Here is a 22,061-nt window from a genome sequence, read left to right as displayed (position 1 = left end):
ATCCTGGTCAGAGTGTCAGTTCAGCTGGAAGACGGTGGGCGGGCTTACCTTGGCGCCGAGCTTGGCAATGAACACGTAGTATCCGGCGCCGGCCGCGTCCGAGATCTTCTCGCAGCCCTGCACGGAGCGGTTGCGGGGCCAGGGGAAGTTCGCGGTTTCGCTCTTGCCCGGGGCGATCGTCTTTACCAGGTCGTTGCTGGAAGCCTGGCAGTCCTTTGACGAGAAAATCCGGTCAGAACCGCTGGTGACGAGGTACTCCATCTGGGATGTGCCGATGTTCACCTTGCACGGCAGCTTTCCGCCGTTGGCTACCTTCAGCGTGAGTACCGGCTTCTCGTCCGGACCATACGACGTCTTGTTTGTGGCCGCCGAGACCGTCACGAGTTTTTGGTCGCAGGTGGGCGACGCCGTCGGCGTGGCGGACGGAGCGGCGGAGGCCGCCGGCGCAGTCTGGCCGCCGCTCGGCTCGGATGCGCCCCCTCCTTCAGTCGAGGAAGCCTGCTCCGTCTTGGCGTTCAGGGCGCCGGACACGGTGGCAACGCCGCCCGCCGTGAGTCCCAGGACCAGCAGGAGCGCTCCCCCGGCGAACAGCCGACGTCGGCGGTAGACGGCGGCGCTCGGCTTGCGGGCGGCACGGGGCGCCGTAACGCCGGCGCCTTTTCCTGTGCTTTTGCCCGCCGGCGCCTTGCTTGCCGATGTTTTTCCTGCCGGTGTTTTCACTGCTTCTTCGTCCCCGTTGTGTCTGCTGATTTTCGCGGCCGCCCATGGCGCCGGGGACCGGCACAACCCGAATGCCGGTTTGCCGCCTGCCCGTCTTTCTAGGCTAGAGAACGCCGGGGTTTCCGGTGCCCCACCACGCCGTGCCGCGGCACAAACCATGCCCAATTCGTTGCACAATTTCCCGTGACAACTGTCAGCACGCTTACTAAAATTGAATCCCGGTTACCACTTATCGGGCCAAGTAGGAAAGGACCACTGATGGTAGATCATGTGTCTGGCGGTCAACTCGAACGCGTCCTGCTGCCGCTGACTTTCGGAAAACACCAGAGCCACGGGACGGAGTTCACAGTTCTCGCCGTTGAGATCTGGGACACCGGCATCGTGGTGAACCTGCACCTGGCTTCAACCAACGGAACCGAACCCCACACCCCAGAAATCGTCATCCACGATCATTTCGGTACCGAGTACGGGCTCGACCAGGTTGCTACGATCGGTTCCCGGCAGCTGCAGTTCTTTGCGCCTTCGATTCCACCCGGAACCCGGAGCTTGACCATCCGGTCAGTGGACGCCGAAGGTGCAAGCTTCGTGGTTGCACTGGCCGTGCCGGCTGCGAATGGCCGGGGCGGTGAAACCATCCACGGCCACGTGAAGCGCCTCTATCACCGGCCGGAACCCAGCCCGGACGTACACCAGGAGGCCAGCTGACAGTTCCGCTCCGATTCGCCCGACCGGATTTCAACCGAGCGGATTTCAACTAGAGTGTTGGCATCAAAACCACAACCGATTACCCCGCCACGTCCGCGACCGCCCGTCCGGAGCTGACCGAGATCCACGATTCCCTGGGCAGCTGGTTCGCGGCTGAGGCGCGGGACTTGCCGTGGCGGTCAGCCGCCTGCCCGCCCTGGGGCGTCCTTGTCAGCGAGATCATGCTCCAGCAGACGCCCGTGGTGCGCGTCCTGCCTGTCTGGGAGGAATGGCTCCGCCGCTGGCCCGAGCCGGCGGACCTCGCCCGAGAACCCGCAGGAGAAGCCGTCCGTTCCTGGGGCCGGCTGGGCTACCCGCGGCGCGCCCTCCGGCTCCACGCCGCAGCCGTTGCCATCGGGCAGGACCACGGCGGGCAGGTGCCCGCGGACTACGCCCAGCTGCTCAGCCTGCCGGGCGTCGGCAGTTACACCGCTGCCGCCGTCGCCGCCTTTGCCTATGGCCGGCGCGAGACCGTGGTGGACACCAATATCAGGCGCGTCCATGCGCGCCTCTTTTCGGGGACGGCGCTGCCGTCGCCCGCGCTGACGGCAGCAGAAATGCGGCTGGCGGCAGGGCTGCTGCCGGACGACGCCGGCACTTCAGTCCGGTGGAACGCTTCGGTCATGGAGCTGGGCGCCCTGGTCTGCACGGCGCGCGCGCCGAAGTGTTCCGCGTGCCCGGTACGCGAAAGGTGCGCCTGGCGGGCCGCCGGTGAGCCGCCGCCGTCGTACACGCCGAAAGGACAGGCATGGCACGGCACGGACCGGCAGGTCCGCGGTGCCGTGATGGCCGTGCTTCGGCTGGCTGATGCACCCATACCTGCGGAAATGTTCCAGCAGGCACCTGCAGATCTCGGCTTCGAGGCGTCCGGGATCGGCGTTCCGCTCGCCGCCCTGCACCGGCTGAACTCGGCACCGGAACAGCTCGAGCGGGCACTCGCCGGGCTTCTGGAGGACGGCCTTACCGAGCTCCATCAGGGCGGCTACCGGCTGCCCGGCTGATGAGTGCAGGCCCGGCCGGACCCGGCCGGAAACCTGGAGCCGGGGGCGCGTTTTGGTCACAGTTTGGGAGTCGATGCGCCCAGGGCCATAACGATGTCTGCACCAGTTTCCGTGCGGCGGACCGGGCTGCCCGGCAGCGGCTCTACGCTGAAGTATGGGCAAGGCAGGGGTACTTTTGGCCACAATCACAACAACAGTCCTCGTCTCCGGCTGTCAGTCGTTCGAGGTCGCGTGTCCGTCGATTGCCCAGGCCCCCGGGGTGGCGGTGACAGTGGCAAATGACTACGCTGCCGCGGTCAAGGCGCTCCACGTCAAGGCCTGCCAGGACGGCACCTGCAAGGCGGCGGACGTTCAACTGGTACCGGGCACTGCATCGGCAGACCAGGGCTGCTCCCCCGATGCCGAGCCGCCGGGCGGCTACGGCCCCGGCAGCGTCTGCTCCGCCACGTCCTCACCCGACGGGACTAAGAGGGGCATCCTCCAGCTGGCCACGCTGAGCGAGTCGCCCCTGGACGTCACGGTTACGGGGGCCCTCAGGGACGGCAAACCGCTTCCGTCCCGGACCCTGCACTTCACGCCCAAGGGGAATTACCCCTTCGGCGAGCAGTGCGGACGGTTCGTTTCGGCGTCGGTGGTGCTGAACGCAGCCGGTCTCCGTCAGGACGGCACGGCAGGCTAGCCATCAGGGTTCGCCGAAACCTGCCCTGACGAGGCTGCCGACATATTCGACCGCGCGCTCCGCATCCGGACCGGACGCCTCCACATGCAGCACCGACCCCTTGCCTGCTCCCAGCGTCATGAGCCCGGTCATCGATGCCCCGTCCACGCCGTTCACGGTGACCTCGGCGTCCATCCCGGAGATGCCGCCGGCGATCTTCGCCGCAGGCCTGGCGTGCATGCCCGCCAGGTTCACCAGCTCAAAGTCTCCGCTCGCATCCGGCGGCGTCTGGCCGTCCTCAGCAAAGGCGCCCGCGGACGCAGTTCCGTGCCTGGCAGGGGCATGCCCACCCGCAGGAACGTGTTGCTCGTCCTTGGGGCGTGAGGCGGGGTAACCGTGGGTGGCCTCGGCAGCGCGCCTGACAGCATGGACGCTGGCGCCGCCCTGCGCAGCCACGGCCGCCGCCACCAGGCCCTCAACAATCGGCGCGTCGGCGAGCAGAACAGTAGCCGTTCCCTCGGCAAACTCCAGGGCCGATTCTGCGGTCATCACGGCTGATCCGAGGTCGGTAAGCACCACCACGCCGTCGCCGCCTGATACCTGCTCGAGGGCGGCCATCACCTTGTCCAGGCTGGTGCCGATTCCGCCGTCCGAGGTTCCGCCGGCCGGCACCATCATCACGTCCGGCGCCATCTGGGCTGCCAGTTCCACGGCGCCGTCGGCGATCTTGTCGCTATGGGAAACCACCACGATCCGCACGGTCATGCGGCGGCTCCGGCTGCTGCCCGGAGGATCAGGGCGCTGGAGGCCGCCCCCGGATCGCGGTGCCCGGCGCTTCTCTCGCCGAGGTAGCTTGCGCGTCCCTTGCGGGCCACGAGGGGATCGGTGGCCACAGCGCCGGCTTCGGCGGCCTCGGCCGCCGCGATCAGCACCGCGAGTGTGTCGCCGTCACCTGCCGCCGCCATGGCCGCTTCGACGGCCGGAGTCCACGCATCCACCATGGTCTTGTCGCCGGACTCGGCTTTGCCCCGGGCGACGATGCCGTCCCGCGCGGCTCCGAGCGCTGCGGCGAGAGCCGGAGCATCGACATATGCCGCGTCGCCCAGAGCCGTTGCCGCCCGCAGGAACGCCGTGCCATAGAGCGGGCCCGCCGCGCCACCCACCTTGGACATCAGAGCCATGGCTGTCAGCTTGAGCGCAGCCCCGGGAGTCTCGGGCGGGGTTTCAGCCAGCTTGTCCAGGACGGCCTGAAAGCCGCGGTCCATGTTTTCACCGTGGTCCGAGTCGCCGATCGCCCTGTCCAGCTCGATGAGCTCCACCCGGTGCTCGGCCATGGCCTGCGCGGACAGCGTCAGCCACTTGACAGCCCAGGTGACGTCCAGGGTCACGGTCACACGCCCCGGCGCAGGGCGGCGGTGTGGACGGGGGCATCCCACAGCGCTGTCATGTCGTCGTCGAGCCGCAGCACCGAAATGGAGCAGCCCTGCATTTCGAGCGATGTGATGTAGTTGCCCACGAGCGAACGCTCCACGGTGGCGCCCCTGTCCGCCAGGACCTGGGCCGCGCGGCGGTACACGATGTAGAGCTCGCCCAGCGGCGTGCCGCCCATGCCGTTGACGAAGAGGAGTACCTTGTCTCCGGAAGCCACGCCGAGGTCGCTCAGTATCGGCTCCATCAGGCGGTCCGTAATGCCGTCCGCGGGTTCCATGGCGATCCGGTGCCGCCCCGGCTCGCCGTGGATTCCGATGCCGATCTCGATTTCGTTGTCCTCAAGGTCGAAGCTGGGCTTGCCCGCGTGCGGGACCGTGCATGCGGAGAGGGCCACGCCCATGGTCCGGACATTCTGGTTCACCCGGTCCCCGATGGCGGCCACCGCGTCAAGGTCGTCACCGCGCTCGGCTGCGGCACCGGCGATCTTCTCGACCAGCACTGTGCCGCCCACACCCCGGCGGCCGGCCGTGTACAGGGAATCCTCCACGGCGACGTCGTCGTTGACCAGCACCGTGCGGACCTCCACCCCCTCTGCCTGCGCCATTTCCGCGGCCGTCTCGAAGTTCAGGACGTCACCGGTGTAGTTCTTGACGATGTGCACCACTCCTGCCCCCGAATTGACGGCGAGGGTGGCCGGGAGGATCTGGTCGGGGGTGGGTGAAGTGAAGACGGCGCCCGGCACGGCGGCGTCGAGCATTCCCAGACCCACGAAACCGGCGTGGAGCGGTTCATGCCCGCTGCCGCCGCCGGACACAAGGCCAACTTTGCCCGCAACGGGGGCATCCCGGCGGGTGACATACTTCGGTTCTGCGCTGACGGTCACGAGGTCGGCATGGGCAAGCCCGAAGCCTTCCACTGATTCGTCCACCACAGCGCGGGGGTCATTAATGAGCTTTTTCACGGCCGGGCTCCTGGGCTCTCGGTGCTTCGTCATTGACATCGGTCAGGATGTGCTTTGACCCTACTACCGGCACCGCCCCTTCGGTAGCTCTGGCTGCTGCCATGTGCCCAAACCGCGGCCCCAGCTGCGGAAACGCCGGAAGGGACAGCCCCCAATGACTGTCCCTTCCGGCGTCCGAAAAGTTTATCCAGCAAATGTACAAAAGAAAAGATATGACTTTGGGGAAGTTGAGCGGATCTTGGTCTGTTCCAGCGTAAATTCGGCGCGGGCAACGCTCGGAGAGCGGCAGCATCAACCCGGGCGGGCAGCCGCCCGCCCGGCGACGCAACGCCCCCGGCAAGGAACCTAAAGGGTCCTGATCATCCGGGTGTTGCCGAGCGTGTTCGGCTTAACCCGGGCGAGGTCCAGGAATTCTGCCACGCCTTCGTCGTGCGAGCGCAGCAGTTCCGAGTAGACCTGGGGGTCCAGCGCCGACTGATCGGCCATCACCTCGAAGCCGTGCCGCTTGAAGAAGTCCACCTCGAATGTCAGGCAGAACACGCGCGAGACGCCGAGCGCCGCTGCTTCCTCCAGGAGGCTTTCCACCAGGACATGGCCAACGCCCTGGCCGCGCCAGGCGTCCGAGGCAGCCAGTGTGCGGACCTCCGCGAGATCCTCCCACATCACGTGCAGGGCTCCGCAGCCGATCACCTCGCCCTGGGCGGACTCCGCAATCCGGAACTCCTGCAGGCTTTCGTAGTAGGCCACTGTCTCCTTGGCCATCAGGATCCGCTGCTCCGCCAAGGGCGCCACGAGTCGCTTGATGGCAGTCACGTCGCTGGTGCGGGCGGGGCGGATGGTGAAGGAGTCAGTCACAGCCCCCATCTTACGGCGGGCAGCTCACAGGCCCAGTTCGGCAGGCAGCGGGACGTCTTTGTCCAGCAGGTTTTTGGCGAGGAAATGTTCAACCACGCCGTACCAGACCCTGGCGTGCTGCGGCTGCAGGATCCAGTGGTTCTCGTCCGGATAGAACAGGAAGCGGTGGCTGGTCTGCCCGTTCTCATCGGCGGCGAGCCCGGACTTGGAGAGCAGTTCGTACCAGAGCCGCAGGCCTTCGCCGATGGGCACCCGGTAGTCCTTGTCCCCGTGGATCACGAGCATGGGCGTCCTGATCTTCTCCACATGCAGGTGCGGCGAATTCTCCAGCGCCATCTCCGCCGTCATTTCCTTGAGCCAGTACTGCGAGGCGTCAGTCGTGGGCCCGAACTGGTCCAGTGCCCACAGGCTGGCGTGGGTCACAATCGCCTTGAACCGGCTGGTCTGCCCGGCCACCCAGTTCGCCATGTAGCCGCCGAAGGATCCACCCATCGCGGCTGTCCGCGTTTCGTCGATGTCCGGCCGCTGCACCACAGCGTCTGTGATCGCCATCAGGTCGGTGAAGGGCGCCTTGCCCCAGCCGCCCCAGCCGCGCTGGATGTACGCCTGGCCGTAGCCCGTGGACAGGGCCGGGTCCGGCAGCAGGACCGCGTAGCCTTTGGCCGTGAGCAGCCAGGGGTTCCAGCGCCACGTCCACGCATTCCAGGATCCCAACGGGCCGCCGTGGATCCAGAGGAGCAGAGGTGCCGGGCTTTCCGCTGACGCCCCCGCCGGCAGGGCAAGGTAAGCGGGAATCCGGGAGCCGTCCGCCGCGGTCGTCTCCACGCGCTCCAGCGTCCCCTCAAAGTGCGGCCGCCCGGCCGGTGCCGGGAGCCTGGTGACCGCCCCGGCGGCGAGGTCGATGCGCACCGGTTCCGACGGAAACTCGTAGGAGCTGCGCAGCGCGTACGCGCTCCGGCCGTCCGGTGAGACCACGACGTCGGTGTAGGCGGCTGCGTCCGGCGTCACCCGGGCGACGCTCCCCCGGGCGGCTCCTGCCGCAACCGTGACACTGAAAACCGGGGACGCGCCGTCGTCGTCAGCCGTGACCAGCAGTGCGGAACCGTCCGGGAGCCACGCTTCAGGGTGGGCCCAGCGGTCCCAGTCGTGGGCCAGTGGCGTGAGGTCTTCCGCGTCCGCCTCCCCGGACACGTCGAGCAGGTGAAGCTTGACCTGCGGGGCCTCCTGGGGAGTCGTGTCGCTTTCACTGACAACGGCGAGCGTCCGCCCGTCGGGGCTGACCGGGCCCGGGAAGTAGCTCATGCCTTCCTTGTCGAGAAGGACTTTCTGCGTGCCGGTGGCGACGTCCACGGCCACGAGGACCGAGCGGAGGTCCGCCTTGGGCAGGGGCTTGGCGAAGCTCGTGTAGATGGTTGTGCCGTCCGGGCTGACAACGGACTCGGCCTCGCGGAGCCTGGATCCCGCGTTCGGGGTGAGATTCCGCAGCTTCAGGGGCGCGGCGCTGTCCACCGTGTCTGGCTTTGACGGCTCCTTGTCGGGCCCGGGTTCCACTGCGAAGAGGCGCGGCTGCGCGGGGCCGAGGTCGGCGTCCCAATACCGCACGGGGTATTCGCTGTGGAGGATGGCCGCCACTTTGTTGTCCTTGCGCGCTTTCCGGCGTTCGGCGTCGTTGTCCTCGTCCGTGGAACCGGCAAGCACCGATGCCGCGACGAAAGCCGCGTCCGCGTTCCTCGCCGCCATGACCTTCTCCACGCCGCCGGCCCGGGCCAGCACCACCCGGGCCTCGCCGCCGCTGGCTGGCAGGAGCCAGAGGGCGTTCACGGGGTCACTGTCGGTGTCCGTCTTCTCCGGATCGGGGCGGGCCGAGGTGAAGTAAACGTCCCCGTTGGCCGCGAACACGGCACCGGCCTCGCCCTTGGCGCTGCGCGTGATCCGGCGGGCCTGTTTCTCGCCCGCAGGGTCGATTTCCCACAGGGCCGTGCCGTACTCGGTGCCCGTGCTGTTCAGCGTGGCAACGGTGGTGACCAGCCGGCGCCCGTCCGGGCTCAGGGCAAGGCCGCTGACGCGCGGGATCGCCAGATAGTGGCCAACGTCGTGGAAGGGGGTCGCAGGTTGGTCGCGCAGGATCGCTGCGTCATCAGAAGCCATGTGCCGATTCAACACTGCCTGTGCCGTGGATCACAGATGCGTTCACTGACAGTGAAACAGTACTTTCAGACTACGCAGGCGGTACGTGTGGTCGGCCTGTGCGCTGCGGCAGCGGCACGCAGGAGACCCCGCCTGCTCCCTTGCGGGTGCGGGCGGGGCCTCGATGGAGCAGAGTGCGGCTGGAGCCTAGGCGCTCGGAGCGATCTCCGGGATGCGCGGCTTGGCGTTGCCGGCGAAGGTGAACTTGGCTTCGTCTCCCTCGCCGTCCACATCCACCACAACGATGTCGCCCGCGTGGATCTCTCCGAAGAGGATCTTCTCGGACAGCTGGTCCTCAATCTCGCGCTGTATGGTGCGGCGCAGCGGCCGCGCACCCATTGCGGGATCGTAACCGCGCGTGGCCAGGAGCACCTTGGCTGCCGTGGTGAGCTCGATTCCCATGTCCTTATCCTTGAGGCGCTTCTCGAGGCGGCCCACGAACATGTCCACGATCTCGATGATCTCGTCCTGGGTCAGCTGCGGGAACACCACGACGTCGTCAACACGGTTCAGGAACTCAGGCCGGAAGTGCTGCTTGAGCTCTTCCGTGACCCGCGCCCGCATCCGGTTGTAACCGGTCTGCGTGTCCGTGCCGGACTGGAAGCCGGTGGCGACGCTCTTGGAGATGTCCCGGGTGCCGAGGTTGGTGGTCATGATGATCACGGTGTTCTTGAAGTCCACCACACGGCCCTGGGAGTCGGTCAGGCGGCCGTCCTCCAGGATCTGCAGCAGGGAGTTGAAGAGGTCCGCGTGGGCCTTTTCAACTTCGTCGAACAGGACCACGGAGAACGGACGGCGGCGGACCTTCTCGGTCAGCTGACCGCCCTCTTCGTAGCCGACGTAGCCCGGAGGGGCACCGAAGAGCCGCGATACCGTGTGCTTCTCCGAGTACTCGGACATGTCCAGGGTGATCAGGGCGTCCTCTTCGCCGAACAGGAACTCGGCAAGGGCCTTGGCCAGCTCGGTCTTGCCGACGCCGGTGGGGCCGGCAAAGATGAACGAGCCGCCGGGGCGCTTCGGATCCTTCAGCCCTGCACGGGTGCGGCGTATGGCCTGGGACAGGGCCCGGATGGCCTCGTTCTGGCCGACTACGCGCTTGTGCAGCTCGTCTTCCATCTTGAGCAGTCGCGAGGACTCTTCCTCGGTCAGTTTGAAGACCGGAATGCCCGTTGAGTTGGCCAGGACTTCAGCGATCAGGTCCTCGTCAACCTCGGAGATGTCGTCCATCCCGCCGGTCTTCCAGTGGCGTTCCTTCTCCGAGCGCTCGGTGATGAGCTTCTGCTCCTTGTCGCGGAGCGCTGCGGCGCCTTCGAAGTCCTGCGCGTCAATCGCGGACTCCTTCTCCATCTTCAGCTCGGAGATGCGTTCGTCCATCTCCTTGAGCTCCGGCGGAGCGGTCATGCGGCGGATGCGGAGCCGGGCACCGGCTTCGTCGATGAGGTCGATCGCCTTGTCCGGCAGGAAGCGGTCCGAGATGTAGCGTTCGGAGAGGTTCGCTGCCGAGGCGAGGGCGCCGTCGGTAATCGTGACGCGGTGGTGCGCCTCGTAGCGGTCACGCAGGCCCTTGAGGATCTCGATCGCGTGCGCAACCGAAGGCTCCTTGACCTGGATGGGCTGGAAGCGGCGCTCGAGGGCGGCGTCCTTCTCGATGTGCTTGCGGTACTCATCCAGCGTGGTGGCGCCGATGGTCTGCAGCTCGCCGCGGGCCAGCATGGGCTTCAGGATCGAGGCCGCATCGATCGCGCCTTCAGCGGCACCGGCACCCACCAGGGTGTGGATCTCATCGATGAACAGGATGATGTCACCGCGGGTGCGGATCTCCTTGAGGACCTTCTTCAGCCGCTCTTCGAAGTCACCGCGGTAGCGGGAGCCGGCCACGAGGGACCCGAGGTCCAGCGTGTACAGCTGCTTGTCCTTGATGGTCTCCGGCACGTCGCCGCGGACAATCGCCTGGGCAAGGCCCTCGACGACGGCGGTCTTGCCGACGCCGGGCTCGCCGATCAGCACCGGATTGTTCTTGGTGCGGCGGGAAAGGACCTGCATGACGCGTTCCATTTCCTGCTCGCGTCCGATGACGGGGTCCAGCTTGTTCTCGCGGGCAGCCTGCGTCAGGTTCCGGCCGAACTGGTCCAGGACAACTGAACCCGCAGGGGTGCCTTCGGCCTGGCCCTGGCCGACGCCGGCCCCGGTGGTCTCTTTGCCCTGGTAGCCGGACAGCAGCTGGATGACCTGCTGGCGGACACGGTTGAGGTCCGCCCCGAGCTTCACCAGCACCTGGGCCGCAACGCCCTCACCCTCACGGATAAGGCCCAGCAGGATGTGCTCCGTGCCGATGTAGTTGTGGCCGAGCTGCAGGGCTTCGCGCAGCGAGAGCTCCAGCACCTTCTTTGCACGGGGGGTGAAGGGGATGTGGCCGGAGGGGGCCTGCTGGCCCTGCCCGATGATCTCCTGCACCTGCTCGCGGACGCCGTCGAGCGAAATGCTCAAGGACTCAAGAGCTTTGGCGGCAACGCCCTCACCTTCATGGATCAGACCCAAGAGGATGTGTTCGGTACCAATGTAATTGTGGTTCAGCATGCGTGCCTCTTCTTGGGCAAGCACAACTACGCGACGGGCACGGTCCGTAAATCGCTCAAACATTTCGCCACACTCCTAGCTACGACGTACTTTGATGCTACGTGGGCAAGGCATGACTTGGGGAGCTTGTTCGCCACAGGGGAAACCGCAACTGTTGCGCACCTCCTTCCGCGGGCCGCCGGAACCATCTCTCCGGTGTCGGGAAAGGGCCGCAGCGCATGTTCACGTCCAGTTGCGCGCTGCCCGGGCGCTAATTAGCAGCCGGACCGCAAATGGGGATTTTAATGACCGACCCGGAACATTCGGAATTTCGTCCCGGCCGAACTACGGGAAGGGCCAATCCGGACTGTGGGGCCAGGAAGTTTCGCTCGCCCGCGAAGATTCGCGGGGATGAGGAGGATTCCTTCGGTAAACCGAATACAGTTGCCCGCAGATTCCTCCGAACAAAGAGGGAAGCCTGCTGATTAATGCCGCGTGCAGTACTCGGTGCTTAAAGAGCGGCGCCCCCGGGTCAGGCCGGGGGCGCCGCTCTTAATGCTCAGGACTTCAGCAATCTAGGAATTAGCCTTTTGGTACGCTTCCTGGATTTCAGCCTGGATGCGGCCGCGGCTATTAACCGTGTAGCCGTGGTCCCTGGCCCACTGGCGTATCTGCGCAGAGTCTTGGTTGCGTCCGCCTGCTGCCTTGGTGCGGGCAGGGCGTCCGCCGGAAGTTTTGCGGCCAGCTGCAACAAAGCGTTCCAGGGCTGACCGCAGTTCTGAAGCATTGGCAGATGACAGGTCAATTTCGTAACCGACGCCATCCAGCCCAAAACGGACAGTTTCGTCCGCCGATCCCCCATCCAGATCGTCAACGAGGACGATATTAACTTTCTGTGCCATCAAAGTTCTCTCTTTGGGAAAGGGACGTGTAATCAGAAAAGCAGGATGTTTCCCTATGAAGTATGTCCCTCAATAAGGCAACGCGTCAAAACACGCTTTGGTTCCATGGGGAAAACCCGGGGAAGAAATGTTGCCTGTTATTTGTCGGATTCCGTCGAGGGAGCCGAAGGGCCTGCGGGCGGAAATGCCTCCCGGGCATTCGGCTGCAAATCCGGGCGGGTACCCGGCTGCCTCTTTTCCTGCCCCGCGGCCTGCGCGGCCGCTTCCACCTGCGCGTCGGCTTCGGCCTGCGCCCTGGCCTCGGCCTGGCGCTCGGACTTGTCCGCGTTGAAGATCGACTTCATGGCGAACCAGAAGATCAGGCCCACCACGAGGGAGGGCAGCAGTACGGCTACATACTCCATGGTCAGTGCCCCTCGGGCTTCAGGAGCGGGAACAGGATGGTCTCCCGAATCCCGGCGCCGGTGAAGAGCATCACGAGGCGGTCGATGCCCAAGCCGATGCCGCCCATGGGCGGCGCTCCGTACTCGAGGGCACGGAGGAAGTCCTCGTCCAGCTGCATGGCCTCGACATCACCGGCGGCGGCGTGGCGCGACTGCTCGGTGAGTCGTTCGCGCTGGATCACGGGGTCGATGAGCTCGGAGAAGGCGGTGCCGCGCTCCATGCCGCCGATGATGAGGTCCCAGGCCTCGATCAGGCGGCCGTCCTCGCGGTGGGGGCGGGCCAGCGGCTGCGCGGACGGCGGGTAGTCGTAGACGAAGGTCGGGTTCAGCAGCGTGGGCTCCACGATCTCGCCGAACAGTTCCACGGCGAGCTTCTCGGCGTCCCACTTGGGATCCACCTTGACCTCGTGCTTCGCCGCCACGGCGCGCAATTCTTCCAGCGGCGTTTCCGGGGTGATCTCCTGGCCCACGGCGTCGGAGAGCCCGGGGTACACGGCCAGCCAGGCCCAGTCGCCGTCGAGGTTGATCTCTCCGGCTTCGCTCTGCAGGGTGCGCCCGGCGCCCACGGCGTCCGCCGCGTCCAGGATCATCTCTTTGATCCGGTCCGCCATGACGAACTGGTCAGCCCAGGCCTCGTAGCATTCCAGCGTGGTGAATTCCGGGCTGTGGGTGGAGTCCACGCCCTCGTTGCGGAACACGCGGCCCATGTCGTAGACGCGGTCGATGCCGCCCACCACGGCGCGCTTGAGGTACAGCTCGGTGGCGATGCGGAGGGTCATCTTCTGGTCGAAGGCGTTCATGTGCGTCTCGAACGGGCGCGCCAGCGCGCCGCCGTGGACCAGCTGGAGGATGGGTGTTTCCACTTCCACGTAGCTGTGGCGGTGCAGGCTTTCGCGAATGGAGCGGGTGATCGCCGCGCGGGTGTAGACCATCTCGCGGGCTTCGTCACGCACCATGAGGTCCACGTAGCGCTGGCGGACGCGGGTTTCCTCGCTCAGCTCGGCGTGCAGCACCGGCAGCGGACGCAATGCCTTGGACGCCATGGACCAGGAGTCGGCCATGACGGACAGCTCGCCGCGGCGGGAGGAAATGACCTCGCCCTTGATGAAGACGTGGTCGCCAAGGTCCACCAGGGCCTTCCAGTCCGCGAGCGCCTCTTCGCCCACGTTGGCCAGGCTGAGCATGGCCTGCAGCCGGGTGCCCTTGCCGTCCACGCCGCCTTCCTGCAGCGTGGCGAAGCACAGCTTGCCGGTGTTCCGGACAAACACGATCCTGCCGGTCACGCCGACGACGTCCCCGGTGGTCTCGTCGGCTTCCAGGTGCGCGTACTTTTCACGGATTTCGGTGAGCGAATGCGTCCGCTCAACACCCACCGGATACGCCTCGGTACCGCGTTCGATCAGCTTGGCGCGCTTTTCCATGCGGATGCGCATCTGCTCGCTGGCGTCGAGCGGCTCTGGGGCATTCTTGGGGGCGGGGGTGTTTTGGGAAGTCACAAGCATCAAGTTTACCGGGACTTCGCCTGCGCGGCTTTCGGGCTCCACGGGCGCCCGCCCCACCCCTTCAAGAGCCCGCCAGGGGTGGGGCATAGACTCGGGCTGTGGAGACCTGGACTGTTCAGACGGACGACGACGGCGGCCAGCTTGAGGTGCATTCCTTCCGGCCCGCATTGCCCGCCACCGCCGGCGGGACCCCCGCCCCGGTGACCACCGCGGGTGGCGCCCGACCTGTGGCGGAGGCGCCCGGCGTCGTCGTTATCCACGGCACGCTGGTGACGGACGCACTGTACCGGCCGTTCGCCCGCAAACTCAGCCTCCTGCTCAGCCGGCCGGTGCACTGCTACAACCGCCGTGGGCGCGCGGGGTCCGCACCGCAGCCGGACGGGTATTCTGCGGCCACCGAGATCAGTGACCTGGCCGCCGTGATGCGCGCCACCGGATCCGAGGATGTGGTGGCCCACAGTTACGGCGGCTTCGTGGCCTTGCAGGCGGCCCGCAGCATTCCGGTCAGGCGGCTCATAACCTATGACGCAGCAGTCTCGCTCTCCGGCAATCTGAACCACCGCTGGCGTCCGGAGCTGGAAGTGGCCGTGACGGAAGGGCAGCTCAACCACGCATGGGCACATCTGGTCCAGGGGCTGGCGACGGCGGGGCCGGTGTCCTACCTGCCGCTGGGGGCGCTCCGGATGCTGAGCATCATGTCCGCCCGGACCCACGTCGGCGCCGAAATGAGGCAGCTCCTGCCCACCGCCGTCAAGGAAATGCGGGCCGTGCTCGACGCCGACGCCGAATTGGGCGATTTCACCGGTCTCACCACCCCCACGCTCATGCTCAGCGGCGGCTGGAGCCCGGGGTATTTCGCGGACACCGGCCGCCAGCTGGCCGCGGCCGTTCCGGCGATCGAGTTTGCGCTGGTCCCTGGTCAGCTCCACGAAGGCCCGATCCGCCCCGGAAAGCGCCTGGCCGTCCGTATGGCGCGCTTTCTCAACGGCACCGACGGCGGCGTCCACTCGCTGAGCCGGCGGCGACGGCGCGGGTCGCTGCCGCCCGGACTGGTGACCGACATCTCGGACTCCTTCCGAGCGTGACCCGGCTGTCAGCCGGGCCCCGCCTCCGATAGGCTCGGAGCATGACGAGCGAGATCATCAGCACACCTGACGGCGGCAAACTTGAGCTGTTCAGCACCGGCGCGGAGCTCGCGTCGGCCGGCTCCGGCGTCGTGGTCGTAACGGCCTCCATGGTGACTGCCGCCGACTACACCCGCTTCGCCCAAAAGCTGAGTGCGGCCCTCGGCCGTCCGGTCCACACCTTTAACCGCCGCGGCCGGGGGGGGTCGTCGGAGCAGCCGGGCGACTACACCCTGGACGTCGACATCCACGACCTCGATGCCGTCATGAAGCACACGTCCAGCACGGACGTTTTCGGCCACAGCTTCGGTGGCGCTGTGGCTCTCCACGCGGCCAGGCACCTCCCGGTGGAACGGCTCGCGGTCTACGACCCCGCAGTCTCGGTAAACCACAGCGTTAAGGCCGACTGGACCACCGAGTATGAGCGCGCGACTGCGGCGGGGGATGACGACCGCGCCCTCGCGGTCCTGCTGCGCGGGCTGGAGACCGGCGGCGCTTTCTCATCCCGGATGCCGCTGTCCATGCTGACCCTGGCCAACAAGTTCACGGCGGCCACCACCGTGGGCAAGCAGCAGCGCGAGATGATGCGCACCGGCGTCCGCGAGATCAAGGCGATCATCGCGGCCGACATGCCGGCCGAACCGTTCCTTGAACTGCCGCTGGAGACGCTCATCATCGTGGGCGAGAAGAGCCCGGCCTACTTCGGCGTGGCCTGCGGCCAGATCCACGACGTCCTGTCCGGCTCCAGCTACACCATCCTGCCGGGCTTCGGGCACGACGGCGTCAACCGCGCCCCGGACAAGCTCATCACGGAACTGAGTGACTTCTTCGCAGGCTGAGCCCGCCCGCCAGGTCCCCCTGAGGGGCTGAAGTGTCTGTCCGCGCTTAGTGAGGGGCGGCTGGTGCGCCTTCGGGTCCGGCCGTCTTGCGCATCATGGCGGAGAGGACGACGGCGGCTACGGCTATCACCGTGGCCGTCAGGAAGGCGGCGCTCATTCCGGCGACAAGGCCCGAGCCCGCCGAGACGACGGCGAAGATCGACACGAGCAGCGCGGTACCGGCGGCGCCGGCCACCTGCTGCAGGGTGCTCATGATGGCCGAACCATGCGAGTACAGGTGCGGCGGCAGAGGGTTAAGCCCGGTGGTGAAAGCCGGGGTGAACAGCAGCGCGAGACCAAGACTCAACCCGACGTGAAGGGTGACGATCCACAACACGGGAGTGCCGGCGTCGAGCATGGAAAACTGCCACAGCGCCAGCACCATGAGGGACGACCCTGTCACTGTCAGCGGCAGGGGGCCCACTTTGTCGAACAGGCGTCCGATGACCGGGCCGAGCAGGCCCATCGCCAGCCCGCCGGGCAGCAGCGCCAGGCCCGTCTCGAGGGACTTCAGGCCCCGGATCTCCTGCAGGTACAGCGGCAGCAGGATCACTGCACCGAACAGTGCCACCATGGCCACCACCATCAGCAGCACGGATACCGTGAACATGCGGAAGTTGAAGGCCCTCAGGTCAAGCAGGGGCGCCTTGGACTTCTGCAGCCGCAGCTGGCGCAGCACGAAGGCCACCAGCCCTGTGACGCCGACAACCAGTGCCGCCACGGCAAGCGTGCCCGGACCGTCGTCGCCGCCGTGGCCGCCGCCGATCTGGCTGAGACCGTAGACCAGCCCGCCGAAAGCCGGGATGGTCAGCACTACCGACAGGAAGTCGAGCCGGGATTTCTCCGTTTCGCCGACATTGGTCAGGAACTTGGCGCCGATCGCCAGCGCCGCCAGGGCAATGGGCAGCACGAAGACGAACATGAAGCGCCAGGAGAAGTGTTGCAGGATCAGGCCGGACACCGTGGGGCCCATGGCCGGGGCCACGGAGATGGCGATGCTGACATTGCCCATGACGGCACCGCGCTTGGCCAGCGGAACAAGGGTGAGGATGGTGGTCATGAGAAGGGGCAGCATGATGGCAGTGCCGCCGGCCTGGACGATCCTTGCCAGCAGCAGGACCCCGAAACCGGGTGCCAGAGCCGCCAGCGCGGTTCCGCCGGAGAAGAGTCCCATGGCCAGCAAAAAGACGGCCCGGGTGGACAGCCGCTGCAGGATGAACCCGGTAGTTGGAATGACGACGGCCATGGTCAGCATGAAGCCCGTTGACAGCCACTGCACCGTGGGCGCATCCACCTGAAGGTCCACCATGAGCCGCTGCAGGGCAACGTTCATGATGGTCTCGTTGAGGATCACCACGAAGGTGGCCACGAGCAGCGTGGCGATGACCGTCACCGACTCGCGGGACATCTTGTCGGCGGCTGGCTGCTGCTGCGGGGACCGGAGCCCGGCGGACTTCACGTTTCCGGACTTCTCCGGCCCCGGTTCACCGTGGGAATTTGACGTTACTTCAGTAGACATGGCGAGGCCTCAGTGAGTTCGGAAGGATGGCTGGCGATCGGCGCCGCTGCAGACTGCAACAGTCTAGTGACCCGAGGCATTCCCGTACATGGGCAGCGGTCCGACGCGGACGGCTGCGGGGCAGCCCGGGCAACCGCGGGCTGCCGGCCCGGGCCCCCAGCCCGGGGCGCCGGCCTACGAATTCAGCGGAAGGTTGTCGATCAGCCGGATGGCACCGACTTTCGCGGCAACGATGGCCAGGCCCTCGCCGCGGAACGGGGTCTCGCGGCAGTTCTCGGCGAGTGGCTCCAGCGTCCGGGGGTCCACCACTTCAAGGTAGTCCAGTTCCACCAACGGCTGGGACTCGATCAGGGCCTGCGCCGACTCCACTTCGAGGGGCTTGCGGGCGTCGGCCCGTTCCTCGATGAGCCGCAGCGCCCGCGACAAAACCAGGGCGGCATCGCGTTCTTCCGCCGAGAGGAACCGGTTGCGGCTGGACAGCGCCAGCCCGTCCGCGGAACGGATGGTGGGCACGGGAACGATCTCCACCGGGAAGTTCAGGTCCGCGACCATCTGCTTGACCAGGGCGAGCTGCTGGGCGTCCTTTTGGCCGAAGTAGGCGCGGTAGGCGGGGAGCCCTCCCCCGGCGCCGGTGACGAACGCACCTTCCCCGGGCAGCCCTGTGGCGGGGATTCCAAGGTGGAGGAGTTTGGCCACCACGGTGAGGGCGCCGTCGAAATGCCCCGGCCGTGACGCCCCCTCCCATTTCTCGCCGAGCGGGCCGGACGTGATCCGGATCATGGGCTGCCCGTCCGGGTACATCTCCTCCACCGAGGGGGCGAACACCAGGTCCACCCCCTGCGCCTCGAGCAGCGCCAGGTCCGCCTCGAGGGTCCGCGGATACCTTTCCAGGTCCACGGCCTCGCCGAACTGCAGCGGATTCACGAAAATGGAGGCCACCACCACGTCGTTCTGTTCGACGGCGGTGCGCGCCAGCCGGGCGTGGCCCTCGTGCAGGGCACCCATTGTGGGCACCAGCCCCTGGGAGGAGCCCTGTTTTTGGGTCAGGAGGTGACGGCTCTGGGCGCGGAGGGAGGCCGCCGTGGTAACGAGTCGGATTGCCATGTCAGTGTCCTCCCTTGGCCCCGGGGCCGTCTTCCTCTGTATTTTTCAGGGCGTCGTGGATGCCCTGCAGCTGGTCCTGCTTCAAGAGCCCCCTGCCTTCGGCCCGCCGCGCCGTTGCCCGCGCCATCGCGAGATACGTCGCGAGGATGTCGCCGCCGGCACCGCCGTCGTGCTCCCGGAGCGCCCGTGCGTGCGCCGCGACGGTCCCCGCGTCACCGCGGGCCACCGGCCCCGTCAACGCGGACTCGCCGGAGGCGAGGGCATTCTCAAGCGTAGCCCTCAGCAGCGGCCCGAGCATCCGTTCGGGAGCATCAACGCCCACTTCGCTGAGCAACTGGGACGCCTGCGCCACGAGGGTGACCAGGTGGTTCGAGCCGTGCGCCAGGGCAGCGTGGTAGATGACGCGGTCAGCCTCGGCGATCACCACCGGTTCCGCCCCCATTTCCACCACGAGGGCCTGGGCGATGGGCAGCATCACGGCGTCCGCCGTGACGCCGAACGTGCAGTCCAGAAGCCGGGTCAGGTCGAGGCTCATGCCGGTGAAGGTCATGGCAGGGTGCAGGGCCAGCGGCACGGCCCCGGCGGCGCGGACGGGGTGCAGGATCCCGACGCCGAAGCGGCCGGAGGTGTGGGCCACGAGCTGGCCGGGCTGCCAGGCGCCAAGCTTCGCCAGCCCCTCGACCAAGCCGCCGAGGGCGTCGTCCGGCACTGCGAGGAGCACCAGCTCAGAGCGTTCCACGATGTCCTGCACGTCCAGGACAGGAACGCCGGGAAGCAGCGTTTCCGCCCGTTCCCGGCTTGCGTCCGACACAGCGGAAACCCCGACGACGGCGTGCTCGGCCGCGCGCAGCGCCGCCCCGAGGACCGCGCCTACCTTGCCGGCGCCGATGATTCCAACGCCGAGGCGTCCGGGCTTAGCCACGTTGCGGGCCTTCCTGTTGCGGTGAGTGGGGGCGGGGCTGATCGAGCGGACTCCGCTGATCGAGATCCTGGGTTCCGTCGGGCGCAGCCAGCGTTGCAATGGGAGCCACCTGCGCGAGCCAGTGTTCGCTGGTCTGGCGCTTCCGCGCAGCCCGGGCGCGGGCGGCCTGGTGGTCGAAGAGTGCCTGGGCCTCGTCCACGCCCGCCTGGATCACGCGCGGGGTAACGGGACCGGCGGTGGTGTGCAGCACGAGGTCCGCCAGGCCGTAACGGCGGGCCAGCGGGCCCTGGTGCAGCGCCATCGACTGCGTGCGCTGGTGCGGCACCAGCACAAGCGTGCGCCACCAGCGCCCCGATCGCATCAGCAGTGCGGTGTCGGTGGCGGCGAAGCCGTTCCGTCGCCAGCCCAGCGGGGCGAGGAAGCGGCCGCGGCGCGGCGTGGTGACAAAACCGCCGTCGGAATCCAGGCCGGACAGCCCGGCCCGGAAAACGCGGAGGGGGTCGTCAGTTCCGGGGTCCGGCAGGACCAGGGCAAGCATGTTGAAGACGTCGCCGATCTTTCCCACGGGCAGCAGCGTGGTGCGGGACGCCGCCTCGCCATTGTTCCCGGCGGCCCCGTAGCCGGCAACGTTGACCTGCATCCGGTACCAGCCAAAGATGCGCCACAGCGGCGGCTGCGACACCTTCAGCGCCTGGATCCGCCCCGGCGGAAGAGTCTGCGCCTGCGTGTCCAGCAGTCCGTAGCGGAGCCGGATGCCGTCCGGGGAGATGGCAGCGGTGAAGTTGTAGCCTTTGTGGAACGCGCCCCAGTACGCGGCAAACAGGCCCAGGGCCGCGGGGATCAGATACAGGAAGAAAGCCCGGTTTTCCGTCAACGCGGACAGCAGCACGGATGCCGCGCCGCCCAGCACGATAACGACGCTCTGCTCGCTGAGGAGCAGGGATCCGATGAGGCGCGACGGCGGGACCTGCAGCACCCGGCGCTCCGGCGCCTCCGGCGCGGGCGCTTCGGGATGGTCGGGGTCCAGCCCCGCCCCCGAGGCACGGGCCAGGATGGTGGCGCGCAGCTGCCGGGCATCGTCAATGCGGAGGTAGGCAAGCCGCACCGCGGACTCACCGGCGTCAGCCACTTCGAACTTCAGCTCCGCGAGCCCGAAAATCCTCGCGAGCAGCGGCTGGACGATGTCGATCGCCTGGACCCGGTCCAGGCGCGCCTGCCGCTGCTGCCGGAACAGGAAGCCCGTGTTGACGCGGACGTAGCCTTCCGCCACCTGGTACCGGGTGAAGTACCAGGACATGATGAACCCCAGGACCGCCAGCAGCAGCACCAAAGCGCCGCCGCCGACGAGCCACGGGGCACGTCCGGCAATCTGGTCATCCACGAGGGGCTCGCCCCGGAGCATTCTCTCGAATGTGTCACGCCCGAAGAAGTAGCCGATGGCCGCCAGTGCAACCCAGCCCCGCACAAAGGGCGACGCCGGATGCACCCTCAGCCACTCGCCGTCGGGCGTTCCGGAAGAAAGCCCGTCCCCGCTCACAGTCCGGCCAGCCTGGCTTCACCGCGCGCCGAGAGCTGTTCGCGCAGGCGGGCCCCTTCTTCGGCGGGCAGCCCCGGAATCGATGCGTTGGTTCCGGCGGACGCTGTGTGAAGCTTGAGCGTGCACAGCCCCAGTCCGCGCTCCACCGGCCCCACGCTGATGTCCACATACTGCATCCGCCCGTACGGCACCACCATGACGCGCTGGAAGAAGATGCCACCGCGGATCAGAAGATCGTCGTCGCGCTCGGCGTAGCCGATGGCGCGGACCTGCCGCGGAATCAGGGTCAGACGCCACAGTGCCAGCACGAGCAGGAACGCCGGGACCGTAACGGCCAGCCACAACGGCGGCCACTTCCACCAGCCGAGCAGCACAAAGACCAGGGACAAGCTCAGCAGCCCGACGGCAATCAAGTTGCCCACGGCCCACTCCACCAGGCGGACAGTGACGTATTTGGGGGAAACCCGAAGCCAGGTGATCCCGGGCGGATCAATCGCCGCGGTAGGCATATTCGCCTTCCCCTTTGGCCTTGCCGGGACGTGGGTGGCCCGGCAGCCCTTTCGCAGCATCTTCGCCGTCTTCGGGCGGGATCCTGCAGAAACGCTCGACGACGAGCCCCACCACGATCATGACCAGTCCGCCGCCCCCCATGCCCAAGGCGAGCCCGGTGAGTTCCTGGCTGCTGCGCAGGCTCCAGATCCGCAGCTGCTCCACGAAGATCCCCGCGTGCCAGCCGAGCAGCACCGTGCCCGTGTAGGCGCAGGCCTGGGCCAGGACGAGCGTCCAGGCGGCCAGGATCGGGTTGAGCATTTTCTTCTTCTTGCCGTTCCGCCAGCGGAGCACGCGGATGCCCAGCACCAGCGTGAGGACCACGATCACGCCCATGGTCACCAGCCCCGTGGGCGGCAGCACCGGTGTGGCCATGCCGTACCGGCCGCTCAGGACGGCAGCGGACCAGCCGGCAATGGCCACGGCCAGGCCGACCACCGCGAGCAGCAGCGGATTCATGGGCTTCAC

At 67.3% G+C, this 22,061-nt stretch carries 21 protein-coding genes; 5 read left to right on the top strand and 16 right to left on the bottom strand.

Annotation, left to right across the window (positions count from 1 at the left end; all coding sequences use genetic code 11):
- Positions 1 to 15: 15 nt before the first annotated feature.
- Complete coding sequence (locus LQ144_RS07185; RefSeq protein WP_230117887.1) at positions 16 to 720, bottom strand: hypothetical protein; 705 nt, start codon at positions 718 to 720, stop codon at positions 16 to 18.
- Between the two features lie 258 nt (positions 721 to 978).
- Here LQ144_RS07185 and LQ144_RS07180 point away from each other — a divergent pair, with 258 nt between their 5' ends.
- From LQ144_RS07180 to LQ144_RS07170, 3 genes are all read left to right on the top strand, one after another.
- Complete coding sequence (locus LQ144_RS07180) at positions 979 to 1,425, top strand: hypothetical protein (protein WP_230117886.1); 447 nt, start codon at positions 979 to 981, stop codon at positions 1,423 to 1,425.
- A gap of 221 nt (positions 1,426 to 1,646) precedes the next feature.
- Positions 1,647 to 2,465, top strand: coding sequence for an A/G-specific adenine glycosylase (locus tag LQ144_RS07175; RefSeq protein WP_230117908.1), 819 nt, complete (start codon positions 1,647 to 1,649; stop codon positions 2,463 to 2,465).
- Positions 2,466 to 2,736: 271 nt separating this feature from the next.
- The gene (locus LQ144_RS07170; protein ID WP_354962133.1) at positions 2,737 to 3,144 is read left to right on the top strand and encodes a hypothetical protein; all 408 of its coding nucleotides are present in this window, start codon (positions 2,737 to 2,739) and stop codon (positions 3,142 to 3,144) included.
- A gap of 3 nt (positions 3,145 to 3,147) precedes the next feature.
- On the opposite strand, the gene dhaM is transcribed toward LQ144_RS07170, so the two are convergent.
- From dhaM to lysS, 9 genes are all read right to left on the bottom strand, one after another.
- The gene (gene dhaM / locus LQ144_RS07165; protein ID WP_230117884.1) at positions 3,148 to 3,888 is read right to left on the bottom strand and encodes a dihydroxyacetone kinase phosphoryl donor subunit DhaM; all 741 of its coding nucleotides are present in this window, start codon (positions 3,886 to 3,888) and stop codon (positions 3,148 to 3,150) included.
- A complete protein-coding gene (gene dhaL, locus LQ144_RS07160; protein ID WP_230117883.1) occupies positions 3,885 to 4,511 on the bottom strand; it encodes a dihydroxyacetone kinase subunit DhaL in 627 nt (208 codons plus the stop codon). The genes dhaM and dhaL overlap by 4 nt, the downstream gene beginning before the upstream one ends.
- A 2-nt stretch (positions 4,512 to 4,513) precedes the next feature.
- Complete coding sequence (dhaK, locus tag LQ144_RS07155) at positions 4,514 to 5,515, bottom strand: dihydroxyacetone kinase subunit DhaK (protein ID WP_230117882.1); 1,002 nt, start codon at positions 5,513 to 5,515, stop codon at positions 4,514 to 4,516.
- 345 nt (positions 5,516 to 5,860) lie between these two features.
- On the bottom strand, positions 5,861 to 6,370 hold the full coding sequence (locus LQ144_RS07150; RefSeq protein ID WP_230117881.1) for an amino-acid N-acetyltransferase: 510 nt from the start codon (positions 6,368 to 6,370) through the stop codon (positions 5,861 to 5,863).
- Positions 6,371 to 6,394: 24 nt separating this feature from the next.
- Entirely contained in the window at positions 6,395 to 8,518 is a 2,124-nt protein-coding gene (locus LQ144_RS07145) for a prolyl oligopeptidase family serine peptidase (RefSeq protein WP_230117880.1), read from the bottom strand.
- A 186-nt stretch (positions 8,519 to 8,704) separates the two neighbouring features.
- Positions 8,705 to 11,197, bottom strand: a complete 2,493-nt coding sequence (locus LQ144_RS07140) for an ATP-dependent Clp protease ATP-binding subunit (RefSeq protein ID WP_230117879.1) — start codon at positions 11,195 to 11,197, stop codon at positions 8,705 to 8,707.
- Positions 11,198 to 11,688: 491 nt separating this feature from the next.
- Entirely contained in the window at positions 11,689 to 12,015 is a 327-nt protein-coding gene (locus tag LQ144_RS07135; protein WP_230117878.1) for an Lsr2 family protein, read from the bottom strand.
- A gap of 137 nt (positions 12,016 to 12,152) precedes the next feature.
- On the bottom strand, positions 12,153 to 12,419 hold the full coding sequence (locus tag LQ144_RS07130) for a hypothetical protein (protein ID WP_230117909.1): 267 nt from the start codon (positions 12,417 to 12,419) through the stop codon (positions 12,153 to 12,155).
- A gap of 2 nt (positions 12,420 to 12,421) precedes the next feature.
- Positions 12,422 to 13,960, bottom strand: coding sequence for a lysine--tRNA ligase (gene lysS, locus LQ144_RS07125; protein ID WP_230117877.1), 1,539 nt, complete (start codon positions 13,958 to 13,960; stop codon positions 12,422 to 12,424).
- A 98-nt stretch (positions 13,961 to 14,058) separates the two neighbouring features.
- On the opposite strand from lysS, the gene LQ144_RS07120 reads away from it, so the two are divergent.
- Positions 14,059 to 15,045, top strand: a complete 987-nt coding sequence (locus tag LQ144_RS07120; protein WP_230117876.1) for an alpha/beta hydrolase — start codon at positions 14,059 to 14,061, stop codon at positions 15,043 to 15,045.
- A gap of 41 nt (positions 15,046 to 15,086) precedes the next feature.
- Positions 15,087 to 15,923, top strand: a complete 837-nt coding sequence (locus LQ144_RS07115; protein WP_230117875.1) for an alpha/beta hydrolase — start codon at positions 15,087 to 15,089, stop codon at positions 15,921 to 15,923.
- 46 nt (positions 15,924 to 15,969) lie between these two features.
- Here LQ144_RS07115 and LQ144_RS07110 read toward each other — a convergent pair whose 3' ends face one another.
- The 6 genes from LQ144_RS07110 to LQ144_RS07085 form a co-directional block, all read right to left on the bottom strand.
- On the bottom strand, positions 15,970 to 17,481 hold the full coding sequence (locus tag LQ144_RS07110) for an MDR family MFS transporter (protein ID WP_230117874.1): 1,512 nt from the start codon (positions 17,479 to 17,481) through the stop codon (positions 15,970 to 15,972).
- A 174-nt stretch (positions 17,482 to 17,655) separates the two neighbouring features.
- Complete coding sequence (locus tag LQ144_RS07105) at positions 17,656 to 18,585, bottom strand: pantoate--beta-alanine ligase (protein ID WP_230117873.1); 930 nt, start codon at positions 18,583 to 18,585, stop codon at positions 17,656 to 17,658.
- A 1-nt stretch (position 18,586) separates the two neighbouring features.
- Entirely contained in the window at positions 18,587 to 19,507 is a 921-nt protein-coding gene (locus LQ144_RS07100) for a DUF2520 domain-containing protein (protein WP_230117872.1), read from the bottom strand.
- Positions 19,500 to 21,044 carry a PH domain-containing protein gene (locus LQ144_RS07095; protein ID WP_230117871.1) on the bottom strand — a complete coding sequence of 515 codons (1,545 nt, stop codon included), beginning with the start codon at positions 21,042 to 21,044 and terminating at the stop codon, positions 19,500 to 19,502. Before LQ144_RS07095 ends, LQ144_RS07100 begins: the two co-directional genes overlap by 8 nt.
- A complete protein-coding gene (locus LQ144_RS07090) occupies positions 21,041 to 21,553 on the bottom strand; it encodes a PH domain-containing protein (RefSeq protein WP_230117870.1) in 513 nt (170 codons plus the stop codon). The genes LQ144_RS07095 and LQ144_RS07090 overlap by 4 nt, the downstream gene beginning before the upstream one ends.
- Positions 21,534 to 22,061: a DUF3180 domain-containing protein gene (locus LQ144_RS07085; RefSeq protein ID WP_230117869.1), complete on the bottom strand. Its 528-nt coding sequence runs from the start codon at positions 22,059 to 22,061 to the stop codon at positions 21,534 to 21,536. The genes LQ144_RS07090 and LQ144_RS07085 overlap by 20 nt, the downstream gene beginning before the upstream one ends.

Source organism: Arthrobacter sp. Bi83 (assembly GCF_918698095.1).
GTDB lineage: Bacteria > Actinomycetota > Actinomycetes > Actinomycetales > Micrococcaceae > Arthrobacter.
This window is presented reverse-complemented; position numbering and strand designations above follow the sequence as displayed.

Coding starts and splice junctions, on each gene's coding strand:
- LQ144_RS07130 (WP_230117909.1), bottom strand. CDS start 12,419: ATGGAGTATGTAGCCGTACTGCTGCCCTCCCTCGTGGTGGGCCTGATC.
- LQ144_RS07135 (WP_230117878.1), bottom strand. CDS start 12,015: ATGGCACAGAAAGTTAATATCGTCCTCGTTGACGATCTGGATGGGGGA.
- LQ144_RS07090 (WP_230117870.1), bottom strand. CDS start 21,553: ATGCCTACCGCGGCGATTGATCCGCCCGGGATCACCTGGCTTCGGGTT.
- LQ144_RS07105 (WP_230117873.1), bottom strand. CDS start 18,585: ATGGCAATCCGACTCGTTACCACGGCGGCCTCCCTCCGCGCCCAGAGC.
- LQ144_RS07175 (WP_230117908.1), top strand. CDS start 1,647: ATGCTCCAGCAGACGCCCGTGGTGCGCGTCCTGCCTGTCTGGGAGGAA.
- lysS (WP_230117877.1), bottom strand. CDS start 13,960: ATGCTTGTGACTTCCCAAAACACCCCCGCCCCCAAGAATGCCCCAGAG.
- dhaM (WP_230117884.1), bottom strand. CDS start 3,888: ATGACCGTGCGGATCGTGGTGGTTTCCCATAGCGACAAGATCGCCGAC.
- LQ144_RS07140 (WP_230117879.1), bottom strand. CDS start 11,197: ATGTTTGAGCGATTTACGGACCGTGCCCGTCGCGTAGTTGTGCTTGCC.
- LQ144_RS07145 (WP_230117880.1), bottom strand. CDS start 8,518: ATGGCTTCTGATGACGCAGCGATCCTGCGCGACCAACCTGCGACCCCC.
- LQ144_RS07180 (WP_230117886.1), top strand. CDS start 979: ATGGTAGATCATGTGTCTGGCGGTCAACTCGAACGCGTCCTGCTGCCG.
- LQ144_RS07115 (WP_230117875.1), top strand. CDS start 15,087: ATGACGAGCGAGATCATCAGCACACCTGACGGCGGCAAACTTGAGCTG.
- LQ144_RS07110 (WP_230117874.1), bottom strand. CDS start 17,481: ATGTCTACTGAAGTAACGTCAAATTCCCACGGTGAACCGGGGCCGGAG.